Source organism: Streptomyces sp. NPDC001852, assembly GCF_042891825.1.
GTDB lineage: Bacteria > Actinomycetota > Actinomycetes > Streptomycetales > Streptomycetaceae > Streptomyces.
Genome location: NZ_JBIATN010000024.1, coordinates 74,694 through 98,951, shown reverse-complemented (window position 1 = coordinate 98,951; position 24,258 = coordinate 74,694). Strand labels below are relative to the sequence as shown.

The 24,258-nt window shown below is 70.6% G+C and carries 20 protein-coding genes; 12 read left to right on the top strand and 8 right to left on the bottom strand.

Features of this window, described 5'->3' with window-relative positions:
• Nucleotides 1-27 precede the first annotated feature (27 nt).
• On the bottom strand, nucleotides 28-747 hold the full coding sequence (locus ACFYZB_RS33255) for a DUF1707 domain-containing protein (RefSeq protein WP_388764857.1): 720 nt from the start codon (nucleotides 745-747) through the stop codon (nucleotides 28-30).
• Between the two features lie 182 nt (nucleotides 748-929).
• Between ACFYZB_RS33255 and ACFYZB_RS33250 the strand changes: the two genes are divergently transcribed.
• From ACFYZB_RS33250 to ACFYZB_RS33235, 4 genes are all read left to right on the top strand, one after another.
• Entirely contained in the window at nucleotides 930-2,600 is a 1,671-nt protein-coding gene (locus tag ACFYZB_RS33250) for a fumarate hydratase (protein WP_388764855.1), read from the top strand.
• A 271-nt stretch (nucleotides 2,601-2,871) separates the two neighbouring features.
• Nucleotides 2,872-4,257, top strand: a complete 1,386-nt coding sequence (locus ACFYZB_RS33245; protein ID WP_388764853.1) for a class II fumarate hydratase — start codon at nucleotides 2,872-2,874, stop codon at nucleotides 4,255-4,257.
• Nucleotides 4,258-4,341: 84 nt separating this feature from the next.
• Nucleotides 4,342-5,040 carry a DUF402 domain-containing protein gene (locus ACFYZB_RS33240; RefSeq protein ID WP_388764851.1) on the top strand — a complete coding sequence of 233 codons (699 nt, stop codon included), beginning with the start codon at nucleotides 4,342-4,344 and terminating at the stop codon, nucleotides 5,038-5,040.
• A gap of 319 nt (nucleotides 5,041-5,359) precedes the next feature.
• Entirely contained in the window at nucleotides 5,360-7,483 is a 2,124-nt protein-coding gene (locus ACFYZB_RS33235; protein WP_388764850.1) for a SpoIIE family protein phosphatase, read from the top strand.
• 81 nt (nucleotides 7,484-7,564) lie between these two features.
• On the opposite strand, the gene ACFYZB_RS33230 is transcribed toward ACFYZB_RS33235, so the two are convergent.
• Nucleotides 7,565-9,898 (bottom strand): transglycosylase domain-containing protein, encoded by a 2,334-nt coding sequence (locus ACFYZB_RS33230; RefSeq protein WP_388764848.1) that lies wholly within the window; start codon nucleotides 9,896-9,898, stop codon nucleotides 7,565-7,567.
• Nucleotides 9,899-10,122: 224 nt separating this feature from the next.
• On the opposite strand from ACFYZB_RS33230, the gene ACFYZB_RS33225 reads away from it, so the two are divergent.
• The 5 genes from ACFYZB_RS33225 (at nucleotide 10,123) to ACFYZB_RS33205 (ending at nucleotide 14,925) form a co-directional block, all read left to right on the top strand.
• Entirely contained in the window at nucleotides 10,123-11,052 is a 930-nt protein-coding gene (locus ACFYZB_RS33225) for an SPFH domain-containing protein (RefSeq protein WP_351209098.1), read from the top strand.
• Nucleotides 11,049-11,282 (top strand): hypothetical protein, encoded by a 234-nt coding sequence (locus ACFYZB_RS33220; protein WP_351209099.1) that lies wholly within the window; start codon nucleotides 11,049-11,051, stop codon nucleotides 11,280-11,282. Before ACFYZB_RS33225 ends, ACFYZB_RS33220 begins: the two co-directional genes overlap by 4 nt.
• 93 nt (nucleotides 11,283-11,375) lie before the next feature.
• The gene (locus ACFYZB_RS33215) at nucleotides 11,376-11,900 is read left to right on the top strand and encodes a PadR family transcriptional regulator (RefSeq protein WP_351209100.1); all 525 of its coding nucleotides are present in this window, start codon (nucleotides 11,376-11,378) and stop codon (nucleotides 11,898-11,900) included.
• Entirely contained in the window at nucleotides 11,897-12,586 is a 690-nt protein-coding gene (locus ACFYZB_RS33210) for an ABC transporter ATP-binding protein (RefSeq protein ID WP_388764844.1), read from the top strand. The genes ACFYZB_RS33215 and ACFYZB_RS33210 overlap by 4 nt, the downstream gene beginning before the upstream one ends.
• Nucleotides 12,583-14,925, top strand: coding sequence for an ABC transporter permease (locus ACFYZB_RS33205; protein ID WP_388764842.1), 2,343 nt, complete (start codon nucleotides 12,583-12,585; stop codon nucleotides 14,923-14,925). Before ACFYZB_RS33210 ends, ACFYZB_RS33205 begins: the two co-directional genes overlap by 4 nt.
• Before the next feature lie 5 nt (nucleotides 14,926-14,930).
• Here ACFYZB_RS33205 and ACFYZB_RS33200 read toward each other — a convergent pair whose 3' ends face one another.
• Nucleotides 14,931-15,875 (bottom strand): LysR substrate-binding domain-containing protein, encoded by a 945-nt coding sequence (locus tag ACFYZB_RS33200; protein WP_388764839.1) that lies wholly within the window; start codon nucleotides 15,873-15,875, stop codon nucleotides 14,931-14,933.
• Nucleotides 15,876-16,007: 132 nt separating this feature from the next.
• On the opposite strand from ACFYZB_RS33200, the gene ACFYZB_RS33195 reads away from it, so the two are divergent.
• Both ACFYZB_RS33195 and ACFYZB_RS33190 read left to right on the top strand, forming a co-directional pair.
• On the top strand, nucleotides 16,008-16,562 hold the full coding sequence (locus ACFYZB_RS33195; RefSeq protein WP_351209104.1) for a peroxiredoxin: 555 nt from the start codon (nucleotides 16,008-16,010) through the stop codon (nucleotides 16,560-16,562).
• A 3-nt stretch (nucleotides 16,563-16,565) separates the two neighbouring features.
• Entirely contained in the window at nucleotides 16,566-17,099 is a 534-nt protein-coding gene (locus ACFYZB_RS33190) for an alkyl hydroperoxide reductase (protein ID WP_351209105.1), read from the top strand.
• Nucleotides 17,100-17,120: 21 nt separating this feature from the next.
• Here ACFYZB_RS33190 and ACFYZB_RS33185 read toward each other — a convergent pair whose 3' ends face one another.
• The 5 genes from ACFYZB_RS33185 to ACFYZB_RS33165 all read right to left on the bottom strand — a co-directional run bounded on the left by ACFYZB_RS33185 (nucleotide 17,121) and on the right by ACFYZB_RS33165 (nucleotide 23,706).
• A complete protein-coding gene (locus tag ACFYZB_RS33185) occupies nucleotides 17,121-18,473 on the bottom strand; it encodes an AI-2E family transporter (RefSeq protein ID WP_388764836.1) in 1,353 nt (450 codons plus the stop codon).
• Nucleotides 18,474-18,614: 141 nt separating this feature from the next.
• Nucleotides 18,615-19,313: a transglycosylase SLT domain-containing protein gene (locus ACFYZB_RS33180; RefSeq protein ID WP_351209107.1), complete on the bottom strand. Its 699-nt coding sequence runs from the start codon at nucleotides 19,311-19,313 to the stop codon at nucleotides 18,615-18,617.
• Nucleotides 19,314-19,713: 400 nt separating this feature from the next.
• The gene (locus ACFYZB_RS33175; protein WP_351209108.1) at nucleotides 19,714-21,039 is read right to left on the bottom strand and encodes a PhoH family protein; all 1,326 of its coding nucleotides are present in this window, start codon (nucleotides 21,037-21,039) and stop codon (nucleotides 19,714-19,716) included.
• Nucleotides 21,040-21,398: 359 nt separating this feature from the next.
• A complete protein-coding gene (locus ACFYZB_RS33170; RefSeq protein ID WP_388764833.1) occupies nucleotides 21,399-22,172 on the bottom strand; it encodes an isoprenyl transferase in 774 nt (257 codons plus the stop codon).
• A 754-nt stretch (nucleotides 22,173-22,926) separates the two neighbouring features.
• Nucleotides 22,927-23,706, bottom strand: coding sequence for a class I SAM-dependent methyltransferase (locus ACFYZB_RS33165; protein WP_388764830.1), 780 nt, complete (start codon nucleotides 23,704-23,706; stop codon nucleotides 22,927-22,929).
• Between the two features lie 52 nt (nucleotides 23,707-23,758).
• Here ACFYZB_RS33165 and ACFYZB_RS33160 point away from each other — a divergent pair, with 52 nt between their 5' ends.
• The gene (locus ACFYZB_RS33160) at nucleotides 23,759-24,256 is read left to right on the top strand and encodes a DinB family protein (protein WP_388764829.1); all 498 of its coding nucleotides are present in this window, start codon (nucleotides 23,759-23,761) and stop codon (nucleotides 24,254-24,256) included.
• Nucleotides 24,257-24,258 lie beyond the last annotated feature (2 nt).

The following is a 24,258-nucleotide window of genomic DNA, read 5'->3' as shown; positions in this document are numbered from 1 at the left end:
TTCCGCTCACCGGCGGATTCGCGACCGTCAATGCCCCAGGTGTTTGCGCAGCTTCCGGTCGACCTTGTCCTGGACTCGCTCCAGCTTGCGGTCGACCTTGCTCTGCACCCGGTCCAGGATGTCCGCCACGCGCTTGCCGCGCCGGGGACATGCCTCGACATTGCCGAGTACGGCCCAGCCGTCGACGTAGACGACCGGCGCGTCCGACTCGACCGAGTCCAGCGTGTCCACCTCGAAGTTGCCGAGGACGCCGCCTCCGGTGCCGCGCAGCGACACGTTCTCCGGGACGCGGATCTGGACGTCGCCGAAGACCGAGACCGCCTTGATCACGACCTGCTGGTACTCGAAGATCGCCTCGCTGAGGTCGATCTCGACGCTGCCGAAGACCGAGTACGCGTGGATCCGGCGGCCGGCGCGCCAGCGGCCCCGGCGCACGGCGCTGCTGAAGACGGCGACAACGTTGGCGTCGGCCTCGGGCGGGATCGCGCCCGGGGTGGGGCGGGGCGGCACGGGCGTGTAGGCGGGGCCGGCCGCGCGCTGGTGGGCCGCGGGCAGGTCCCGGATGAAGACCTCCAGTTCGCCCACCGTCTTGGCGGCGAGGACACCCTCGACCCGCTCGGCGTGCTCGTCTGCGGTCAGCCGGCCCTCGGCCAGGGCCTCACGGAGGATCTCGGCGATGCGGTCACGGTCGGCGTCCGAGGCACGCAGCTCGGCGACAGGTGCGTCGGTGTGCTTCTGAAGGTCCACGAAAGACAGCGTACCGAAACGCGATAGATCGCGACTAGGGGGCTGTGGAAAACCCTCTGCGGCCTCGGCGTGTCGAACTGAGCCTTACCTCACAGGTTCCGTGTCGGCGGCAGGTTCTAGGCTGGTGAGGCCCGCCAGCGCCGGCGGGCGGCCGTCCGTCAGAGTGAGGAATGGGCTGAGAGATGCCTGAGTTCGCGTACACCGACCTGCTCCCCCAGGGAGAGGACACCACCCCGTACCGGCTGGTGACGGCCGAGGGCGTCTCCACCGTCGAGGGCCCGGACGGGCGGACGTTCCTCAAGGTGGAGCCGGAGGCGCTGCGCAAGCTGGCCGAGGAGGCCATCCACGACATCCAGCACTACCTGCGCCCGGCCCACCTCGCCCAGCTGCGCCGCATCATCGACGACCCCGAGGCCTCCGGCAACGACAAGTTCGTGGCCCTGGACCTGCTGAAGAACGCGAACATCGCGGCGGCCGGCGTGCTGCCGATGTGCCAGGACACCGGCACGGCGATCGTCATGGGCAAGCGCGGCCAGAACGTGCTGACGGCGGGCGAGGACGAGAAGCACCTCTCCCACGGCATCTACGACGCCTACACCAAGCTCAACCTGCGCTACTCGCAGATGGCTCCCCTCACCATGTGGGAGGAGAAGAACACCGGCTCCAACCTGCCGGCCCAGATCGAGCTGTACGCCACCGACGGCGGCGCGTACAAGTTCCTGTTCATGGCCAAGGGCGGCGGCAGCGCCAACAAGTCCTTCCTCTACCAGGAGACCAAGGCCGTCCTGAACGAGGCCTCCATGATGAAGTTCCTGGAGGAGAAGATCCGTTCGCTCGGTACGGCCGCCTGCCCGCCGTACCACCTGGCGATCGTGGTCGGCGGCACGAGCGCCGAGTACGCGCTGAAGACCGCGAAGTACGCTTCCGCGCACTACCTGGACGAGATCCCCGCCGAGGGTTCGGAGCTCGGCCACGGCTTCCGGGACAAGGAACTCGAGCAGAAGGTCTTCGAGCTGACCCAGAAGATCGGCATCGGCGCGCAGTTCGGCGGCAAGTACTTCTGCCACGACGTCCGCGTGGTCCGCCTGCCCCGGCACGGCGCGTCCTGCCCCGTCGCGATCGCCGTCTCCTGCTCGGCCGACCGCCAGGCCGTCGCGAAGATCACCGCCGAGGGCGTCTTCCTGGAGCAGCTGGAGACCGACCCGGCGCGGTTCCTGCCGGAGACGACCGACGAGCACTTGGACGAGTCCTCGGACGTCGTCAGGATCGACCTCAACCAGCCGATGGACACGGTCCTCGCCGAGCTGACGAAGTACCCGGTGAAGACCCGCCTGTCCCTGACCGGCCCGCTGGTCGTGGCCCGTGACATCGCGCACGCCAAGATCAAGGAGCGGCTGGACGCGGGCGAGGAGATGCCGCAGTACCTGAAGGACCACCCGGTGTACTACGCGGGTCCGGCGAAGACCCCCGAGGGCTACGCCTCCGGTTCCTTCGGCCCGACGACGGCCGGCCGCATGGACTCCTACGTGGAGCAGTTCCAGGCGGCGGGCGGCTCCAAGGTGATGCTGGCGAAGGGCAACCGCTCCAAGCAGGTCACCGACGCGTGCCACGCCCACGGCGGCTTCTACCTCGGTTCCATCGGCGGCCCGGCCGCCCGCCTCGCCCAGGACTGCATCAAGAAGGTCGAGGTCCTGGAGTACGAGGAGCTGGGCATGGAGGCCGTCTGGAAGATCGAGGTCGAGGACTTCCCGGCGTTCATCGTCGTGGACGACAAGGGCAACGACTTCTTCCAGGACCCCGCCCCGGCGCCGACGTTCACTTCGATCCCGGTGCGCGGGCCTGGGCTGGCGTAGCGCCTGGGGTGCGGCGGGGATGCCCGCGGCGAAGCCGCTGATGGACACTGCGCCCCCGCCGCCCCTACCCGTCCCGTCCCCAGGGGGCTCCGCCCCTTCGGCCCCGCCAGGGCCCCGCCCCCGGACCCCGTCGGCCTGACGGCGTCGGCTCGCCCAGCCCGGTGGCCGTCCGGGGGGCCACCCGGACCCCGGCCTGCCCCAGTGGGCAGTCAGATCCTCACTCAGCGTAATGAGCGGGAACAAGCCGGCGTGCCCGGTCGCTATGACTGCCATGAGCGAATACCGCATCGAGCACGACTCCATGGGCGAGGTCCGGGTCCCCGCGCACGCCAAGTGGCGGGCCCAGACCCAGCGTGCCGTCGAGAACTTCCCGATCTCCGGTCAGCGACTGGAACGCGCGCACATCGAAGCGCTGGCCCGGATCAAGGGCGCCGCCGCCAAGGTGAACGCCGAACTCGGCGTGCTCGACAAGGAGACGGCCGAAGCGATCCAGGAGGCCGCGGCCGAGGTCGCCGAAGGCCGATGGGACGAGCACTTCCCCATCGACGTCTTCCAGACCGGTTCAGGCACCTCCTCCAACATGAACACCAACGAGGTCGTCGCGACCCTGGCGACGGAGCGGCTCGGCCGGGACGTGCACCCGAACGACCACGTCAACGCGTCCCAGTCCTCCAACGACGTCTTCCCGTCCTCCATCCACATCGCCGCCACCGCCGCCGTCACCCACGACCTGATCCCGGCCCTGGAACACCTCGCCGCCTCCCTCTCCCGCAAGTCGGAGGAATTCGCCGACGTGGTCAAGTCCGGCCGGACCCACCTCATGGACGCCACTCCCGTGACGCTCGGCCAGGAGTTCGGCGGGTACGCCGCACAGGTCCGTCACGGTGTCGAGCGGCTGAGGGCGTCCCTGCCGCGGCTCGCCGAACTCCCCCTCGGCGGCACCGCCGTCGGCACCGGCATCAACACCCCGCCCGGCTTCTCCGCCGCCGTCATCCAGGAGGTCGCCCGGGCCACCGGGCTGCCGCTCACCGAGGCCCGGGACCACTTCGAGGCGCAGGGTGCCCGGGACGGGATCGTGGAGACCAGCGGGCAGCTCAGGACCATCGCGGTCGGGCTGACGAAGATCGCGAACGATCTGCGGTGGATGGCGTCCGGGCCGCGCACCGGGCTCGCCGAGATCCGGCTGCCCGACCTCCAGCCGGGGTCGTCCATCATGCCGGGCAAGGTCAACCCGGTGATCCCCGAAGCCGTCCTCATGGTGGCCGCCCAGGTCATCGGCAACGACGCCACCATCGCCACCGCCGGTGCGGCCGGGAACTTCGAGCTGAACGTCATGCTGCCGGTCATCGCCAGGAACGTGCTCGAATCCATCCGGCTGCTCGCCCAGGTCTCCCGGCTGCTGGCCGACCGGACGGTCGACGGCATCACCGCCGACCGCGAACGGAGCCGGGAGTACGCGGAGTCGTCGCCGTCCGTGGTGACCCCGCTCAACAAGTACATCGGGTACGAGGAGGCCGCGAAGGTCGCCAAGAAGTCCCTCGCGGAGCGGAAGACGATCCGTGAGGTCGTGCTGGAGAGCGGGTACGTCGAGCGCGGTGATCTGACGCTGGAACAGCTCGACGAAGCCCTGGATGTCCTGCGGATGACGCACCCGTAACCACGAGCGAACCATTCCGGCCGCGGGCCCGGAACCGTGACGCGCGCCGCAGCGTCGTATGCCTGCGGCACCTAATATCTGTCCATGACGGACGACGGAGCGACGACACACGTGGACTCGGCGGAGACGGGACCGGCGGCCCGCTGGACCCCGGGCGCCCAGATCCTGTGGCGCTACCGGGAGAACGGCGGCGCGCACATTCACATCGCCCGGCCCGTCACCGTCGTCCGCGACGACGCCGAACTGCTCGCCGTGTGGCTGGCCCCCGGCACCGAGTGTGTGAAGCCGGTCCTCGCCGACGGCACGCCGGTGCACCTGGAGCCGCTCCGGTCCCGCTACACCAGGCCGCGCACGGTGCAGCGGGACCGCTGGTTCGGCACCGGTGTGCTGAAGCTGGCCCAGCCCGGCCGGCCGTGGTCGGTGTGGCTGTTCTGGGAGCCGGGCTGGCGGTTCAAGAACTGGTACGTCAATCTTGAGGAGCCGCTGGCCCGTTGGACGGACGGGGTGGACTCCGAGGACTACTTCCTGGACATCTCCGTGCAGCCCGACCGCAGCTGGCACTGGCGCGACGAGGACGAGTTCGCGCAGGCCCAGCGGGACGGGCTGATGGACGCCAGGACCGCCGAGCGGGTCCGGGCGGCCGGGCGGGACGCGGTCGAGGTGATCGAGGCCTGGGGGGCGCCGTTCCCGGACGGCTGGCAGCACTGGCGCCCGGATCCGTCCTGGGCGGTACCTTCTCTTCCCGAGGACTGGGACCGTACGCCCGCGCATGTGTCCTCATGAGACCCTTGATGCGCCCCCGGGCCAGAAACGTAGGATCGTCCTCCGCAAACATGTAGTCAGGGTCAGTGCGAAGCAATGTCGTTGAGGGGTGGTGGCCGGGTGGCGGGAGGGCGCACAAGTGCAACTCCCGGAGCATGCGCCGGGCTTGACCGAACGTCATCGAGGGGCGGCAGCACGTGAGCGAGGGGCACCAGGGCACAGGAACCACCTCTGACCACGCGGGAATTCCGTTCCTGGGGCACGTATTGCGGGTATCGGGACTTCTGCGGGAGCAACTGCGCGCCCGGCGCGCAGTGCCGTACGGATGGATGCGACACGCGTGACGGAGCAGCCCACCTCCTTCGAGCGCCCCCAGGGCGCCGACCCCGCGGAGGGCCGCGGGGCGCTCCGGCATACCTCGAAGCAGCTCGGCGGGCCCGCCGCCTTACCGGTCCAGGCCCGGACCGACGGCACGCCCTCCGGCGCGGGGACGACCACGCCCTGCGGCAAGGGGAACAAGGGGAAGGAGCCCCAAGTCAACGGCCCCGAGCACTCCCAGCCCGCCACCACCGAACCCGGCGCACACCGCCCGCGGCCCGCGCCCGAGGCCGTCTCGCCGCGCCCCGGGCCGGAGGCCATCCCGCCGCAGCCCGGCGCCGAGCAGGAGCGGGCGTCGGGCGGTCAGGAGCGCCGTACCGGGCGCGGACTGCCGCCGGGCCGGCCGATGCCGATGCGGCGCGACGGCGACCGGCTGCGGTTCGTGGGCGCGGCCACCCGGCGGATCGCCCGCGGCCTCGATCTGGACGAGATCGTGATGGGGCTGTGCCGGGCGACCGTGCCGACCTTCTCGGACGCGATCCTGGTCTATCTGCGCGACCCGCTGCCGGTCGGCGACGAGCGGCCCACCGGTCCGGTGGTGCTGCGGCTGCGCCGTACCGACCGGATACCGGAGGACCGGGACACCGACGGTGTGCTGCTGCCGCCCGCCTTCGACTCCTTCGGCTCCGAGCCGGAGGCGAGCGCGCTGGCCGAGCTGTCCTCGCTGACCACCGAGCTGTGCGAGGTGCGCCCCGGCGGCGCGCTGAACGAGGTGCTGCGCGGGGTGCGGCCGGTGTTCGCCGACGCGCCCGCCGCGCGGGCCGCGCTGCCCGAGCTGCTCGGTGAGTGCGCCGAGTCGGTCGTACCGTCCGGGCAGCACGCCATCCTCGCGCCGCTGCGCGGCCGGCGCCGGGTGATCGGCGCGGCCCTGTTCCTGCGCCGCCCGGAGCGGCTGGCGTTCGAGGGCGACGACCTGCTGGTGGCGGCCCAGCTGGCCACGCACAGCGCGCTCGGCATCGACAAGGCGGTGCTGTACGGCCGTGAGGCGTACATCGCCGACGAGCTGCAGCGGACCATGCTGCCCGAGACCCTGCCCCGGCCGACCGGTGTGCGGCTGGCGTCGCGTTATCTGCCGGCCGCCGAGACCGCGCGGGTCGGCGGCGACTGGTACGACGCGATCCCGCTGCCCGGCAGCAGGGTGGCGCTGGTCGTCGGCGATGTCATGGGCCACTCCATGACATCGGCGGCGATCATGGGCCAGCTGCGCACCACCGCGCAGACGCTGGCCGGGCTCGACCTGCCGCCGCAGGAGGTGCTGCACCACCTGGACGAGCAGGCGCAGCGGCTCGGCACGGACCGCATGGCGACCTGCCTGTACGCCGTCTACGACCCGGTGACGCACCGCATCACCATCGCCAACGCCGGTCATCCGCCGCCCGTGCTGCTGCACCTGGGCGGCCGGGCCGAGGTGCTGCGGGTGCCGCCGGGCGCGCCGATCGGTGTCGGAGGTGTCGACTTCGAGGCGGTCGAGCTGGACGCGCCCGCCGGGGCCACGCTGCTCCTGTACACCGACGGGCTGGTGGAGTCCCGGCTGCGGGACGTGTGGACCGGGATAGAGCAGTTGCGGGAGAAGCTGGCCGCGACCGCCCGGTTGACCGGACCCGACCATCCGCCGCCCCTGGAAGCCCTGTGCGACGAGGTGCTGGACATGCTCGGCCCGGGCGACCGGGACGACGACATCGCGCTGCTCGCGGCCCGCTTCGACGGGATCGCGCCGAGCGATGTCGCGTACTGGAAGCTGGAGCCGGACGAGACGGCTCCCGGCCAGGCCCGCCGGCTGGCCCGGCGCGCGCTCGCCCGCTGGGACCTGGAGGACCTGACGGACTCGGTGGAGCTGCTGGTCAGCGAGGTCGTCACGAACGCCGTACGGTACGCGTCCCGGCCGGTGACGCTGCGGCTGCTGCGCACGGACGTGCTGCGCTGCGAGGTCGGCGACGACGTGCCGCAGCTGCCGCGGCTGCGGCAGGCCCGGGCCGACGACGAGGGCGGGCGCGGCCTGTACCTGGTCAACAGGCTGGCCCGGCGCTGGGGTGCGACCCGGCTGAGCACCGGCAAGGTGGTGTGGTTCGAGCTGCACCGGGGCTGAGGGATGCGCCGGGCCTGAGGAAGCGTCAGGTGTGCGAAGGGCGCCCGGGGAGTTCCCCGGGCGCCCTTCGCGTGTGCGCTCCTACTGGCCGCCGTTCTGGCCGCCGCCCGGATCGAGCGGGTTGTCCGTGACACCGCCCGTCGGTGTCTGCGTCGGCGGCTGCGTGGGGGGCTGCGTCGGCGGCGTGCTGGTCGGGGGCGCGGACGACGTCGGCGGCTTGCTGGTCGGGGGCGCGGACGACGTCGGCGGCTTGCTGGTCGCCGTGTGCGACGGCGTCTGCGACGGGGTCTGGGAGGGCGTCGGCGTCTGGGACGGCTGGACGGCCGCGCCCTGGGTGGTGTTCAGGTCGAACGTGCTGACGTCGCCCATCGCCTCGAAGGTGTACGCGGCCCAGATCATCGCCGGATAGCCGCCGCCGTTGATACGGCCGGGGCCGCCGGTGGAGGAGAGCAGGCCCGTCGCGCCCGTCAGCGGAACCTGCGCGTGGGTCTTGGAGTCCTCGCCGAACAGGCCGACCGAGGTGACCAGGCCCGGCGTGTAGCCGGTGAACCAGGCCGACTTGTTCTTGTCGGACGTACCCGTCTTGCCGGCGACCTGCTGGCCGTTGCGCGCCGAGTTGACCGCCACCGAGTCGTGGGCCGTACCGTCGTCGACCACGCCGGTGAGCACCGAGGTGACGGTGTCGGCGGCCTCGCGGGGGATCACCTGGTCGCCGATCGGGTCCGGCAGGGTGAGGTCGGTGTCCTTGTGCTCGGCCGACTTGATGATCGCCGGGGTGACCTTCCTGCCGTGGTTGTCGAGGGTCGCGTAGATGCCGGCCATCTCCAGCGGGCTCGCGCCCATGGAGCCCAGCGTCTGGGCGGGGACCGGCTCCATGCCCTTGGTGTCCATACCGAGTTTGTCGGCGACGGCCATGACCTTGCCCATGCCCACGTCGACGCCCATCTGCGCGAAGACGGAGTTGACGGACTTGTTCATGGCCGTCTGGACGGTGATGGGGCCGTAGTCCTGGTGGTCCTCGTTCGGCGGGCCGAAGCCGACCTTGCTGCCGTGGTCCACGGCCTGGCGGCCGCTGGTGCCGTCGTAGATCGTGTTCGCCGTGATGGGCTGGCCGTCCTGCGTCGTGGCGCCCTCGGCCAGCGCCGCGGCCAGGATCACCGGCTTGAAGGTCGACGCGGGCTGGTAGTCGCGGCGGGTCGCGTTGTTGGTGAAGTGCTTGAAGTAGTCCGCGCCGCCGTACATGGCGAGGACCTTGCCGGTCTTCGGGTCGACGGACACGGCACCGGGCTGGACGTCGGCGTCGACGGAACGCTTCTTCACGTCGAGCTTGCCGGTCAGCTGCTGCGTGACGGACTGCTCCAGCTCGCGCTGTTTCTTCCGGTCGATGTTGAGCGTGATCGTCCAGCCGCCCTTGCGCACCAACGCCTCGGCGTCACCGAGGGAGTTGGCCCGGCCCTGGGCGACGAGCTGCTTCTCCAGCTGCACGTTGGCCGCGTCCACCAGGTAGCCGGTCTGTCCCTTCATGCCGGGCGCCGCCTTGGGCGCCTTCGGCGTCGGGAACTGCAGGGACTGGCGCTTGCCCGCGTCGAGCCAGTGCTGCTTGACCATGTTGTCCAGGACGTAGTTCCAGCGGGCGACTGCCAGCTTCTTGCCGGTGTCGCTCGCGATGGCCCAGTCGTACTGGTTGGGCGCCTGGAGCAGGGCGGCGAGGTAGGCGCCCTCCTGGACCGAGAGGTTCTTGGCGTCCTTGTGGTAGTAGGCCTGTGCCGCGGCCTGGATGCCGTAGGCGCCGCGGCCGTAGTAGCTGGTGTTGATGTAGCCCGCGAGGATGTAGTCCTTGGACTTCTGGCGGTCCAGCTTCAGCGAGATGACCAGTTCCTTCAGCTTGCGCGAGACGGTCTGGTTCTGGTCCAGGTAGTAGTTCTTGACGTACTGCTGGGTGATCGTCGAACCGCCCTGTGTGCCGTGCCCCATGAGGGTGTTGAGCACACCGCGGGCGGTGCCCCTCAGGTCGACGCCGGAGTCGTGGTAGAAGTTCTTGTTCTCGGCCGCGACGAAGGTGAGCTGCACGTCCTTGGGGACTTCGGCGAGGTCGACGCTCTCACGGTTCAGCTGGCCGGTGCGGGCGAGCATCGTGCCGTCGCTGTACTTGTAGATGTTGCTCTGCAGTTGGGCGTCGGCGTTCCCCGCGGGGATGTCCACGTACATGTACAGCCCGATGAAGGCCGCGATCACCAGCAGGCACAGCCCGAAGAAGGTGCCGAGCATCTTCTTCCAGGTGAAGAGGCGGCGTATGCGGCCCTTGGGAGGTCTCGCGCCGGCCGGTGCACTCGCCGAGGGGGTGGAGCGGCGGCGCTTGGGCGCCGCGCGGCGGCCACCGCGCTGTCGCGCTCGTCTCTCTTCCGCTCGTCCCATGGGCCCTTCGCTCCGCTTCCGTCTCAGTGGTCAGCTCCGAAAGCTAACACCCGTCTATATGACAAAGGGCGTCCGATCCGCTCTTTTGCGGACGTGAGAATCAGCACCCGCCCCAAGGGAACCGACGGCTGTGGAGGTCACAGGGTTGCTTCCGGACACCGACAGGCGTAAAAGTGATATCACTTAGCTAGACCGAAGCAAGCAAGACCGGAACGGGGATCACCATGACCGCCAACGACACCGCACTCGACGTACCCGAGATGCCCGCGCCACACGTGCGGGAGTTCACCGCGCACAGCATCGGCGGCGGGCTCGCCCTGCTGCTCGGCCTGCTCGGGCTCGGCGCCACCGCCGGGCTGCTCGCCACCGCCTCGGCCGTCACCGCGGCCGGCGCCAAGGCCGGGCTCATCCTCGCCGGGATCGTCGTCTTCCTCGCGGCGATCATCTCCCTGCGCGGGCTGAACACCGTCGCACCCGGCGAGGCCCGGGTCGTCCAGCTCTTCGGGCGCTACCGGGGCACGATCCGGCAGGACGGCCTGCGCTGGGTGAACCCCTTCACCTCGCGGACCCGGATCTCCACCCGGGTGCGCAACCACGAGACCGCCGTGCTGAAGGTCAACGACGCCTACGGCAACCCGATCGAGCTGGCCGCGGTCGTGGTCTGGAAGGTCCAGGACACCGCCCAGGCCACCTTCGAGGTGGACGACTTCGCCGAGTTCGTGGCCACGCAGACCGAGACGGCCGTACGGCACATCGCGATCGAGTACCCCTACGACGCCCACGAGGAGGACGGCCTGTCGCTGCGCGGCAACGCCGAGGAGATCACCGAGAAGCTGGCCGTCGAACTGCAGGCGCGCGTGGAGGCGGCCGGAGTACAGGTCGTCGAGTCGCGCTTCACGCACCTCGCGTACGCTCCCGAGATCGCCTCGGCGATGCTCCAGCGGCAGCAGGCCGGTGCGGTCGTGGCCGCGCGGCGGCAGATCGTGGACGGCGCGGTCGGCATGGTCGAGGCGGCGCTCGGCCGGATCGCGGAGGCGGACATCGTGGAACTGGACGAGGAGCGCAAGGCGGCGATGGTCTCCAACCTGATGGTGGTGCTGTGCGGCGACCGGGCTCCGCAGCCGGTCCTCAACACCGGGACCCTTTACCAGTGACGGAGCCTTCGGAGACTCCGAAGCGACGGCCGCAGCAGCGCAAGCAGGTGCTGCTGCGGCTGGACCCGTCGGTGTACGAGGCACTTGCCCGATGGGCCGGGGACGAGTTGCGGTCGGCCAACGCGCAGATCGAGTTCCTGCTGCGCAAGGCACTGGCGGATGCGGGGCGGCTGCCGAAGGACACGGGACCGCTGCCGCGTCGGGGCCGGCCACCTGTTTCGGAACCGTGACAATCGGCTCCCACCTGCACCCCCGCACACCCCGCCATGATCTCCCCACTCCGTGTATACATGCGGCGTATACACCGCGTGTAGAGTGCTGGCATGTCCATCGGTCACACCCTTCTGGGACTCCTGGAGTCCGGCCCGCGACACGGTTACGACCTGAAGCGGGCCTTCGACGAGAAGTTCGGTCACGACCGGCCGCTGCACTACGGCCAGGTCTACTCCACGATGTCCCGGCTGCTGAAGCACGGGCTCGTGGAAGTCGACGGGATCGAGGCGGGCGGCGGCCCGGAGCGGAAGCGGTACGCCATCACCGACGCCGGCATCACCGACGTGGTGAACTGGCTCGCCACCCCGGAGAAGCCCGAGGAGTACCTGCAGTCGACCCTGTACACCAAGGTCGTCCTCGCCCTCCTCACCCACCGCGACGCCTCCGTCATCCTCGACACCCAGCGCGCCGAGCACCTGCGCAGCATGCGGATCCTGACCGACCGCAAGCGCAAGGGCGACCTCGCGGACCAGCTGATCTGCGACCACGCGCTGTTCCACCTGGAGGCCGACCTGCGCTGGCTGGAACTGACCGCCGCACGCCTCGACAAGCTCCGCGCGGAGGTGGCCAGGTGACCCCGCCCGCCGGCTCCCTCCTCATCGCCGACAACCTGTGCAAGGCCTACGGCCCCACCGTCGCGCTCGACGGCGCCGGGTTCTCCATACACCCCGGCGAGGTCGTCGCCGTGATGGGTCCCTCCGGCTCCGGCAAGTCGACCCTGCTGCACTGCCTCGCCGGCATCGTGCCGCCCGACTCCGGGTCCATCGTCTACAACGGCCGCGAACTGGCCGGCATGAGCGACGCCGAGCGCAGCGCCCTCAGGCGCTCCGAGTTCGGGTTCGTCTTCCAGTTCGGCCAGTTGGTGCCCGAGCTGACCTGCGTGGAGAACGTGGCGCTGCCGCTCAGGCTGAACGGCACCTCCCGCAAGCAGGCCGAGAAGGCCGCGCTGAGCTGGATGGAACGCCTGGAGGTGGACGACCTCGAGGGCAAGCGGCCCGGCGAGGTCTCCGGCGGCCAGGGTCAGCGGGTCGCGGTGGCGCGGGCGCTGGTCACCGGGCCCCGGGTGATCTTCGCCGACGAGCCCACCGGCGCGCTCGACTCCCTCAACGGCGAGCGCGTGATGGAGCTGCTGACCGACGCGGCCCGCTCCACCAACGCGGCCGTCGTCCTGGTCACGCACGAGCCCCGGGTGGCCGCCTACTCCGACCGCGAGATCGTCGTACGCGACGGCAAGTCCCGGGACATGGAGCGGGCCATATGAACGCCCGCCAATGGAGCCGTGACCTGGGCATGGGGGTCCGGTTCGCCTTCACCGGCGGGCGGGAGGGCTGGGTGCGGATGCTGCTGACGGCGGTCGGCGTCGGCCTCGGCGTGGCGCTGCTGCTGCTGACGACCGCGATCCCGACCGCCCTCGCCGTACGGGACCAGCGCAACCAGGACCGCCTGGACTACACCTACGGCCCGCACCGGCCCAAGGCCGCCGACACCCTGGTGATCTCCGACGCCGACAGCACCTTCCGCGGCAGCGACGTGCGCGGCCGGCTGGTGGAGCCCGAGGGGCCGCGGGCACCGCTCGCACCGGGCCTCACGACGTACCCGGCGCCGGGCGACATGGTCGTCTCCCCCGCGCTGAAGCGGCTCCTCGGCTCGGCGGACGGGAAGCTGCTGCGCGAGCGGCTGCCGTACCGGATCGTCGGGACGATCGCCGAGCCGGGACTCATCGGCTCGCAGGAACTCGCCTACTACGCCGGGGCGAAGGAGCTCGCCCCGCGCATCGACGGCTGGCGGACGGCCCGGATCACCCACTTCGGACCCTCGCAGTCGTCCCGGCAGGACGGGCTCGACCCGGTGCTGATCCTGCTGGTGCTGGTCGTCTTCGTGGTGCTGCTGATGCCGGTCGCCGTGTTCATCGCCACGGCCGTACGGTTCGGCGGCGAGCGGCGCGACCGCAGGCTGGCGGCGCTGCGGCTGGTGGGCTCCGACAGCCGGATGACCCGGCGGATCGCGGCCGGCGAGGCACTCGCCGGATCGCTGGTCGGACTGGTCTTCGGCACCGTCTTCTTCCTGCTCGGCCGGCAGCTCGCGGGCTCGGTCGAGGTCATGGGCATCAGCGTGTTCCCCAGCTACCTCGACCCCTCACCCGCACTGGCCGCGCTGGCCGCGATCGCCGTTCCGACGGCGGCGGTCCTGGTGACGCTGTTCGCGCTGCGCGGCGTGGTCATCGAGCCGCTCGGCGTGGTCCGTACGGCCCGGCCGGCACGCCGCCGGCTGTGGTGGCGGCTGCTGCTGCCCGTGGGCGGCCTCGCGTGCCTCGCGCCGATGATCGGACAGGGCCGCAACAACGGCAGCTTCAACGAGTACCTGGTGATCGGCGGCGTCCTGCTGCTGCTCGTCGGTGTGACCACGTTGCTGCCGTGGATCGTCGAGGCCGTCGTGGCCCGGCTCGGCCACGGTGCGCCGGCCTGGCAACTGGCCGTACGGCGACTGCAGTTGAGCAGTGGTTCGGCGGCCCGCATGGTCAACGGCATCGCGGTCGCGGTGGCCGGGGCGATCGCGCTGCAGATGCTGTTCGCGGGCGTGCAGGGCGACTACACGAAGTCCACCGCGCGGGACGCCGACCGGGTGCAGATGCAGGTCAACCTCTCGCGGGGCCTGCCCTTCGGGTCGGCCGCGCAGACGTTCGCCGCGACGAAGGGGGTCCGCGAGGCCACCGCGCTCGGCAGCACCGAACTGGGCGACGGGCGCTGGAGCGCCGACAAGGGGCCGGAGCACACCGTCGGCCTCACCGTCGGAACCTGCGCCGCACTGCGTACGGTGGCCGACCTGCCGTCCTGCCGCGACGGGGACGTCTTCGCGGCGAAGGGCGGGGAACGGGACACCGACGTGGACACGCTCGCCCGGCCGGGCCGCAGGCTCCACCTCAACACGAGCGACGGCACGGGCGGCGGACCGGATGTCGTGTGGGCCGTACCGCACGGGCTGAAGCAGGCCCGCGTGATCACCGGGCCGGACGGGGTCAAGGAGAGCGGGGTGCTGATGACCCCGGCCGCCGTGTCCGGCCGCATGAGCAGCGCGTTGACCGGAGCGGTGTACCTCAGGCTCGACGAGTCGGTGCCGGACGTGCACGAGTACGTCCGCAACACCGCGGCGCGCATCGACCCGCTCGCGGACGCGATGGTGTGGTCGTCCACCGAGCTGTCGCACAAGTTCACCTCCATCCGCACCGGAACGTCCGTCGGCGCCATCTGCGTGCTGGCGCTGATCGGCGCGAGCCTGCTGGTCTCCCAGCTGGAGCAGTTGCGCGAGCGCAGGAAACTGCTGTCCTCGCTGGTCGCCTTCGGCACCCGGCGGCGCACCCTGAGCATGTCGGTGCTGTGGCAGACGGCGATCCCGATCGCGCTGGGCCTGCTGCTGGCCTCGGCCGTGGGGCTGACGCTGGGCACGGTGCTGCTGAAGATGGTGGGCGCGACGGTGGGCGTGGACTGGGCGAGCCTGCTGTCGATGACGGGCGCGGGTGCGGCGGTGGTCCTCACGGTCACCCTGCTCAGCCTGCCGCCGCTGGTGCGGATGATGCGCCCCGAGGGGCTGCGGACGGAGTAGTTCCCTCAGTCCAGGACCCGTACCGGCAGCGCCCCCAGCGCCCCCCGCAGCGCCGCGGCCAGCTCCTCGTACTCCGCGGATCGTGCCGCCCCCGCCCGCATCGCGAAGGCGACCCGGCGGCTCGGGGCCGGCTCCGCGAAGGAGCCGGTGAGGAGCTGGCTGCTGCGGGTGGTCTCCAGCTTCAGGGCCGTGCGCGGCAGCAGGGTGCAGCCGAGGCCGCCGGCGACCAGCTGGACCAGGGTGGACAAGCCGGCGGCCGTGGTCGTCACCGGCGCATCTGCGCGTCCCGCCTCCCGGCAGATGTCGAGGGCCTGGTCCCGCAGGCAGTGCCCCTCGTCCAGGAGCAGCAGGTTGAGCTCCCTGAGCGCCTCGCGCGGGATGCCCTCGCGGCCGCCGAGCCAGTGGTCGAGCGGCGTGACGAGCACGAAGTCCTCGTCGAACAGCGGGAGTTCGACGATGCCGGGCACGCCGAGCGGCACCGCCAGCAACAGCAGGTCGAGGCGGCCGGAGCCCAGGCCGTCGATCAGGCTGGCGGTCTGCTCCTCGTGCACCTGGAGGTCGAGGTGCGGATAGCGCTCGTGGACCAGCCGCAGCACGGTCGGCAGGAGGTACGGCGCCACGGTCGGGATCACGCCGAGGCGCAGGACACCCGTGAACGGCGCCCGGACCGCCTCGGCCTCCTCCAGCAGCGCCCCGACCGCGTCCAGCACCGCCCTCGCCCGTACGGCCAGGCGCTCGCCGGCGGGCGAGAGCAGCACCTTGCGCGTCGTACGCTCGAGGAGGGTCACCCCGAGGGTCTCCTCCAGTGCGGAGACCGCGCCCGACAGGGCGGGCTGGCTCATCCCGATGGCGGCCGCCGCGTCCCGGAAGTGCAGATGCTCGGCCACGGCGGCGAAGGCACGCAGCTGTGCGAGGCTCGGCTGCCTCCGCTTGCCGTTACTCACGGTCACTGATAACTCCCTCCGATCAACATGACCGAGTGTAGCTATTTCACTAATCAATGCACCCTGTGCCAACATCGACACAGTCCAACCCATGGGAAACGCCCCCAAAAGGGGTGTTCCTCGCTGCAAGGAGAGCGTGTGCTCACTGTCGGTGACAAGTTCCCCGAGTTCGAACTGACCGCCTGCGTCTCGCTGGAGAAGGGCAAGGAGTTCGAGCAGATCCACCACAAGTCCTACGAGGGCAAGTGGCTGGTCGTCTTCGCGTGGCCGAAGGACTTCACCTTCGTCTGCCCGACCGAGATCGCCGCGTTCGGGAAGCTGAACGACGAGTTCGCCGACCGCGACGCCCAGATCCTCGGCTTCTCCGGTGACTCCGAGTTCGTCCACCACGCCTGGCGCAAGGACCACCCGGACCTGACCGACCTGCCGTTCCCGATGATGGCCGACTCCAAGCACGAGCTGATGCGCGACCTGGGCATCGAGGGCGAGGACGGCTTCGCGCAGCGCGCCGTCTTCATCGTCGACCCGAACCGCGAGATCCAGTTCACCATGGTCACCGCCGGTTCCGTGGGCCGTAACCCCAAGGAGGTCCTGCGGGTCCTGGACGCCCTGCAGACCGACGAGCTGTGCCCGTGCAACTGGAACAAGGGCGAGAACACCCTGGACCCGGTCGCGCTGCTGGCCGGTGAGTGACCCATGTCGCTCGACTCGCTGAAGTCCCGCGTCCCGGACTACGCCAAGGACCTGAAGCTCAACCTGGGCTCGGTCATCGGCAACTCGGACCTGCCGGCGCAGCAGCTGTGGGGCACGGTGCTGGCGACCGCCATCGCCTCCCGTTCCCCGATCGTGCTGCGTGAGCTGGAGCCGGAGGCGAAGGCGAACCTCTCGCCGGAGGCGTACACCGCGGCGAAGTCCGCGGCCGCCATCATGGCGATGAACAACGTCTTCTACCGGACGCGCCACCTGCTGTCGGACCACGAGTACGGCACCCTGCGCGCGGGCCTGCGGATGAACGTCATCGGCAACCCGGGCGTGGAGAAGGCCGACTTCGAGCTGTGGTCGTTCGCGGTCTCCGCGATCAACGGCTGCGGCATGTGCCTGGACTCGCACGAGCAGGTGCTGCGCAAGGCGGGCGTGGAGCGCGAGGTCGTCCAGGAGGCGTTCAAGATCGCCTCCGTGGTTCAGGCCGTGGGCGTCACCCTCGACGCAGAAGCCGTGCTGGCCGAGTAGGCCGGCTCGGGAAGACCCCGTTCACTCCTGGTGGACGGGGTCTTCCGCGTTCTCGGCCACGGGCTCGTCCGGGGCGGCCTTCTGCCGCTGGAGTTCCTCCGCGTACTGCCGCAGATACCCGACCACCGTGTTCGTCACCGCCACCAGCGGTACGGCCACCACCGCGCCGCCGATGCCGGCCACCATGCCGCCGGCCGCGACCGTGAGGACGACGGCCAGCGGGTGGACGCGGACCGCGCGGCCCAGGATGAACGGTTGCAGGACGTGGCCCTCGATCTGCTGGACCGCGAGGACGACGACCAGGGTCATGACGGCCGTGAAGACGCCCTGGGTCACCAGGGCCACGATCACCGCGAGCGCGCCGGAGGCGACCGCGCCGACGAGCGGGATGAACGAGAACAGGAAGATGAACACGGCCAGCGGGACGGCCATCGGCACGTTGAGGAAGTAGATGCCGATGCCGATGAAGATCGCGTCGATCAGGGCCACCAGGACCGTGCCGCGGACGTACGCCGTCAGGGTGCGCCAGGCGCGCGGGCCGGCGCCGGCGATGGCCGGGCGGGCGGCGGCGGGCACCAGCTTCAGGAACCACTCCCAGATGCGCCTGCCGTCGTAGAGCAGGAACAGCGTCGAGAAGAACACCAGCAGGAGCCCGGTGAGGAAGTCGACGATGACCTGAACGCCCTCCAGTCCGGCGGACGTTATCTGGTCGGTGTTGGCTCCGATCGCCTCGCGGAGGTTCTTGGCGATCTGGTTGATCTGCTTGTCGGTGACGTGGAAGGGGCTCTTCAGCAGCCAGTTGCGCAGGTCGTCGATGCCGGACTGGATCTGGCTGGAGAGCGTGTCGATGTTCTCCATGACCTGCCAGGTCACGAACCAGGCCATCAGCCCTATGACGACGAAGCCGCTGATCGCGGTGAGCGCGGTGGCCGGGCCGCGCGGCACCCCGCGGCGGGTGAGCCGGGCGACCGTCGGCTGCAGCAGCGCGGTGACGAGCAGGGCGATGACGAAGGCGAAGACCACCAGCTGGACCGCGCTGATGACCTTCATCAGGACCCAGACCGTGCCGGCGAGGACCAGCAGCCGCCAGCCGGCCTCGGCCGCGACCCGCACACCCCAGGGCACGGCCGCGGCGGGGTCGGGGCGGTGAGCCGGCGGTGCGGGCCGGCGGGCGTGCGGTACGACGGCAACGGGGGCTGCGGGCTGCGGCGGGGTCTGCGGAGTGGCCGAGGGCGGGCTGTCCGAGAGCTCCGGAGTCCCCGAGGGCTCCGGGGTGTGCTCGCGCTCCACCTCCGCGCGCCGCTCGTCCAGGCGCTCGCTGATCTCGGTGAGACCGGCACCGAGCTTGCCGAGCCACCCTGGCACTCGCGACATGATGCGTCCTCTTCCCCCGCGTCCCCGCGTGCTCGCCACCTCTCCTCCCCCTGGAGGCGTTCCGGTACGACCGTACAGGGCGAAAGCCCCTCTCCTATGGACGGGGAGGGGCTGCGCGAGGTTGAGCGGGACCGGCCGGGTCTAGTACCAGTGGTTGGCCGCCCAGAACGACCAGGCCTGGCAGGGGCTGCCGTACCGGCTGTTCATGTAGTTGAGGCCCCACTTGATCTGGGTCGCCGGGTTGGTCTGCCAGTCGGCTCCTGCCGAGGCGTACTTGCCGGCGGGCAGGGCCTGGAAGAGGCCGTAGGCGCCGGAGGAGGCGTTGACCGCCTGGTAGTTCCAGCTGGACTCGTTGTTCACGATGTTGCTGAAGCACTGGAACTGGTCGCCGGCCACCATCTGCCGCGCCATCGCCTGGATCTGCGCGACGGTGTAGCTGCTCTGGACGGGGAAGCTGGAGGAGTCGCGGGCGCTGTCGCGGCTGGCCGCCTTCTTGGCCTCGGCGCGCGCCTGGGCGTCCTTGGCCGCCTGCTCGGCCGCCTGCTTCTTGGCGATCGCGGTGTCCGCGGCCGCCTTGCGGGCCGCCTCCTCGGCGTCCTTCTTGGCGCTCGCGTCCGCGGCGATGGCCTGGGCGTCGGCCTGCTGCGTCAGGGACGCGGACTGCACCTGGGCCTGCTGGCCCGCGGGTATGTCCGCGAGGAGCGTGGTGTCGGCTGCCGTCGCCTCGGCGTCGTTGTTGTTCTGCGCGACGCTGCCCGAGGCAACTCCGACGACGCTTCCGACGGCGGTGACCGCGGTGGCCGAGGCCACTGCGAATCCCCGGACCGAAATCCGGCTCACACGGTTTCCTTCCAGCATCGCCCGCTTCGGTGACCCTGGCGGACGCAATCGTGCCCCTGGCACTGGCCTCCCAACTGCGGGGTCACGGGAGGCACGGGCCCGGTGGGCAACTCCCCCTTCGGGGAGCGCCGCGTAGTGCTCGGGCGGCATACGACGAACTCTGTGGAGTTGGTGGTGCTGCTGTGGTGCCGTACCGCTGGGGGTACAGGTGTGTCGTATGCGGGGCCTGACAGGACTGAGACTCTGCCGTAACCGGACGCCGGGTGGCAATTCTGTGTTGCGTGTGAAAGCTCACATCCCGTTTGGCCCTGGGGATTTCCGGAAAGCTCCACACGTCGAGGCGCCGCCCGGCTAGGCTCTTGGCCTTTGCCGGACGGCGCCAACTGCCGTGCAGGTGGGGTCAGATGTGACCGTCCTCCAGCATTTCGGTCACAAGCGCCGCAATCTGGGACCTCTCGGACCGGGTCAGCGTGACGTGGGCGAACAGCGGATGCCCCTTGAGCTTCTCAACGACGGCGACCACCCCGTCGTAGCGCCCCACACGCAGATTGTCCCTTTGTGCCACATCATGGGTCAGAACAACCCTTGAATTCGCGCCGATTCGGGACAGAACGGTGAGAAGCACATTCCGCTCGAGCGACTGCGCCTCGTCCACGATCACGAACGCGTCGTGCAGCGAGCGGCCCCGGATGTGGGTGAGCGGGAGGACCTCCAGCATGCCGCGCGCGGTGACCTCCTCGATGACCTCGCGGCTGGTGACCGCCGACAGCGTGTCGAAGACGGCCTGCGCCCACGGGCTCATCTTCTCCGCCTCGCTGCCCGGCAGATAGCCCAACTCCTGCCCGCCGACCGCGTACAGCGGCCGGAACACCATCACCTTCTGGTGCTGGCGGCGCTCCAGGACCGCCTCCAGGCCCGCGCACAGCGCCAGCGCCGACTTGCCGGTGCCGGCCCGGCCGCCCATCGAGACGATCCCGACGTCCGGGTCGAGCAGCAGGTCGAGCGCGATGCGCTGCTCGGCGCTGCGGCCCTTGATGCCGAACGCCTCACGGTCGCCGCGCACCAGGCGGACGTTGCCCTCGGCGCTGACCCGGCCGAGCGCCTTGCCGCGCTCGGAGTGGATCGTCAGCCCGGTGTGCACCGGCAGTTCCGCGGCCTCGGGGACGTAGAGCCGGCCTTCCTCGAAGAGGATGTCCACCTGCTCGCCGGAGAGCGTCAGTTCGGACATTCCGGTCCAGCCGGAGTTCTCCGTGATGGCGAGCTCCGCGCGGTACTCCTCGGCGAGCAGACCGACCGAGGACGCCTTGATCCGCAGGGGCAGGTCCTTCGACACGACGGTGACGTCGTACCCCTCGGCCTGCAGATTACGGGCCACCGCGAGGATGCGGGAGTCGTTGTCCCCCAGGCGGTAGCCGGTGGGCAGCACGCTGGGGTCCGAGTGGTTGAGCTCGACACGGACGGTCCCGCCCAGCTCCCCGATCGGGATGGGGGCGTCGAGGCGACCGTACTTCACCCGGTAGTCGTCCAGCAGGCGCAGGGCCTGGCGGGCGAAGTAGCCGAGCTCCGGATGGTGCCGCTTGGCCTCCAGTTCCGTGACCACCACGATGGGGAGCACGACCTCGTGCTCGTCGAAGCGTGTCAGGGCGTTCGGGTCGGCCAGCAGGACGCTGGTGTCGAGAACATAGGTGCGCCGGTCTGGCTTGTGGCGCTTTGCGCTGGTCACCACGGAAGGACGTACCCCCTCGGATGAGGTCGGGGAGCGACGAGATCGAGCTGGACCGGTCGACGGCCGCGATGCGTGTGCGCGGGCCGAGAACCGGCCCTCCGCGTCTGCTTCCGTGCAGTGAGGGCACGGTCGGGCTGGTGCAACGGGCCTCCCGGGCGGACGGCCCCGTGCCGCCCGCTGAGATCCGACACCCGTGGTTCGGGTGTCGACCTGACTGGCTTATGCCCTCGAACATGCACCGCCATGCAAAAGTGGCCACCGGCGTGCCGGTGAACTCCTCGTTACGTCCGCCCGAATCCGGGGTATGCCGAACGCCCCGTCGGCGCGGTGGCCGGCGGGGCGTCGTGCGGCGGTGATGCTCAGCCGCCGTAACGGCGGTGACGTGCGGCGTAGTCGCGCAGGGCGCGCAGGAAGTCGACCTTGCGGAAGGCGGGCCAGAAGACCTCGCAGAAGTAGTACTCGGAGTGCGCGGTCTGCCACAGCATGAATCCGGACAGCCGCTGCTCGCCGCTGGTGCGGATGACGAGGTCCGGGTCGGGCTGGTCGCCGGTGTAGAGATGACGGCCGATCATGTCGATGTCGACGGACTCGGCGAGGTCCTCCATCGTGGTGCCCTTGTCGTGGGCGTCGAGCAGCATGGAGCGCACGGCGTCGGCGATCTCCTGCCGCCCGCCGTACCCGATCGCGACATTGACCACTATGCCGTCGATGTGGGCGGTGGCCTCCTCGGCCTCCTTCAGGGTGCGCTGCATGCCGCCGGGCAGCAGGTCCATGGTGCCGACGTGGTGCACGCGCCAGCGGCCGTCGGCGGCGAGCGTGCGGACGACGTCCTCGATGATGCCGAGCAGCGGGACGAGCTCGTCCTGCGGCCGGTCGAAGTTGTCCGTGGACAGCAGCCACAGGGTGACGACCTCGACGTCGGTCTCGGTGCACCAGCCGAGGAACTCCTCGATCTTGTCCGCTCCGGCCCGGTGCCCGTGGACGGTGGTGGAGCCGGACGCCTTCGCCCAGCGGCGGTTGCCGTCCATGATGACGCCGATGTGCTTGGGCACCTGAGCGTGGTCCAGGTGGCCCTCCACCCGGCGTGCGTAGAGCCTGACGAGCAGGCTGCGCAGGTTGTCGCGCAGGTTCACGTGGCCCTCCGGGGGGTGGCGGGGGTTGGGGTGCGGGAGGTTGTTGAGCCTACCCCCCGCTGGGGGCTGGGTTCCGGCCCGGGTTTGGGGATCGGGGGTTTGGGGGGCTTGGGGATCCGTCGTCGGGTTCGGGTCCCTTGCGGCCGGTCGCTCCTCCATGTCGGGCACAGCCCGCGCCCCTGTGGAGGGCGACGCTCGTCGTGCGCCCAGCGGTTCCCGGAGCCCCCTGCGACGGTCCGCCGGTGGCGGCATGAAAAACGGGCCGGTCCGTGGGGGGGAGACGGACCGGCCCGAGGGGGGGTTTCCACCATAACCCTTCGTAAGGGATGGTGGGTGCATTGGCGGGACACAACTACTCTCCGGAATCGCCCGGCGACGCCCTGAGGGCCGCGGAATGCCGGGTTCAGGGGTGCCGCATGGCCGGTTCACAGCGGATTCCCAGGGAAAACCGATCAGATACGAAATGGTTCGAAGAGATCTGACCCGTTTACGCCATCTTGGTGACATCTCGGCGAGTTGCTCCAGGGTCCCCCCGACGGGCTACCCGGTCAGCGAACGATGACTTGACGGTTCCGCTACGACGGCCCGGAGGATCGCCGGGTTTCAGGGCACCGCGCAGCCCCCTCCACTGCGCGGTGCCACCCGCGCGGGTTTGCCGGCGCGAATTACCTTGGTCTGAACTTATGTGAAGGATGAGGCTGATGTGAACCGCACCGGATAACGATGTGGAAACCGTCGGTGAACTGCGGGTGAGTCAGCCGGGCTTGCGGACGTCGAAGAGGTGCCGGGTGCTGTGGGCCACGAACGGCCCCTCCTCGATGCGCTCGTGCAGCGCACGGAGTTGCGGCTGGTAGGCCTCGACCGTGAAGCCCAGGACCATCCACACCACCTTGCGCAGGAAGTGGACGACGGCGGCGATGTCGTGGAACTCCATCCGCAGCCGCTCCGCCCGCAGGCCCGCCACCTCGAGGCCCGCCGCCTCGGCGTCGGCCCGCTCACGCCCGGGGTCCCGGCCGGAGCGCACCTCCTCGGGCACCGGCCCGAGGAAGTACTCCACCAGCTCGAAGACGCTGGCCGGCCCGACATGCTGGGCGAAGTACGTGCCGCCCGGCCGCAGCACCCGGGCGATCTCGTCCCAGTAGGGCCGCACCGGATGGCGGCTGAGCACCAGGTCGAACGTCTCGTCGGCGAACGGCAGCGGCGCGTCGTCCGGGGCGGCGACGACCACCACGCCGCGCGGCCGCAGCAGCGCGGTGGCCTTGGCCACATTCGGCGGCCAGCCCTCCGTGGCGGCCGCCAGCACCGGCCGGGCGGGCTCGGCCCTGCCCAGCGCGAAGTCCAGCACCTCACCGCCGCCGGTCTGGACGTCCAGCACGGCCTCGGCCCGGGCCAGCCGCTCCCCCGCCGTCACGGCGAACCCCCACGAGGGCCGCTCCTCGACGGCCCGCCCCGCGAACCAGGAGAAGTCCCATCCCTCGGTGGGCACGGCGGCGCCCTCGGCCACGAGGTCCTCGAAGGAGCGGTTCGCTGACATGCCGTCCATGATCCCAGGGCGTTGCCGGTGCGGCCTGCTATTTTCCGCCCGTATGACGACATACTCCGCCGGAGAGAAGCAGACCCTGCACGCGAGCCTGGACCGGCACCGGGACGCCGTGCTGTGGAAGCTGGACGGCCTGGACGACGAGCAGCTGCGCCGGCCGATGACACCGTCCGGCACCAACCTGCTGGGCCTGGTGAAACATCTGGCCGCCGTCGAGTACGGCTGGTTCGTGGAGACGTTCGGCGGCGAGGCCGAGCCCCTGTGGTTCGATCCGCACGACGACATGCGGGTCACCCCCGAGGAGACCACCGAGCGGATCGTCGCCTTCTACGGCCGTGCCCGCGCCGCGGCCGACGCGGTCATCACCGCGCTGCCGCTGGACGCCCAGGGCAGCCCGGCCTGGCGGGACATCACCGTGACCCTGCGCTGGACCCTGGTCCACATGGTGGAGGAAACCGCACGGCACGCCGGCCACATGGACATCCTGCGGGAACTGATCGACGGGGCCACCGGGGACCACCCGCCGGTCACGGGCAGGAGCTGAGA

Bases quoted from the DNA above. Each gene is read 5' to 3' on its own strand.
- ACFYZB_RS33250 (WP_388764855.1), top strand. From the start codon at position 930: ATGCCTGAGTTCGCGTACACCGACCTGCTCCCCCAGGGAGAGGACACC.
- ACFYZB_RS33245 (WP_388764853.1), top strand. From the start codon at position 2,872: ATGAGCGAATACCGCATCGAGCACGACTCCATGGGCGAGGTCCGGGTC.
- ACFYZB_RS33240 (WP_388764851.1), top strand. From the start codon at position 4,342: ATGACGGACGACGGAGCGACGACACACGTGGACTCGGCGGAGACGGGA.
- ACFYZB_RS33230 (WP_388764848.1), bottom strand. From the start codon at position 9,898: ATGGGACGAGCGGAAGAGAGACGAGCGCGACAGCGCGGTGGCCGCCGC.
- ACFYZB_RS33225 (WP_351209098.1), top strand. From the start codon at position 10,123: ATGACCGCCAACGACACCGCACTCGACGTACCCGAGATGCCCGCGCCA.
- ACFYZB_RS33215 (WP_351209100.1), top strand. From the start codon at position 11,376: ATGTCCATCGGTCACACCCTTCTGGGACTCCTGGAGTCCGGCCCGCGA.
- ACFYZB_RS33205 (WP_388764842.1), top strand. From the start codon at position 12,583: ATGAACGCCCGCCAATGGAGCCGTGACCTGGGCATGGGGGTCCGGTTC.
- ACFYZB_RS33190 (WP_351209105.1), top strand. From the start codon at position 16,566: ATGTCGCTCGACTCGCTGAAGTCCCGCGTCCCGGACTACGCCAAGGAC.
- ACFYZB_RS33185 (WP_388764836.1), bottom strand. From the start codon at position 18,473: ATGTCGCGAGTGCCAGGGTGGCTCGGCAAGCTCGGTGCCGGTCTCACC.
- ACFYZB_RS33165 (WP_388764830.1), bottom strand. From the start codon at position 23,706: ATGTCAGCGAACCGCTCCTTCGAGGACCTCGTGGCCGAGGGCGCCGCC.
- ACFYZB_RS33160 (WP_388764829.1), top strand. From the start codon at position 23,759: ATGACGACATACTCCGCCGGAGAGAAGCAGACCCTGCACGCGAGCCTG.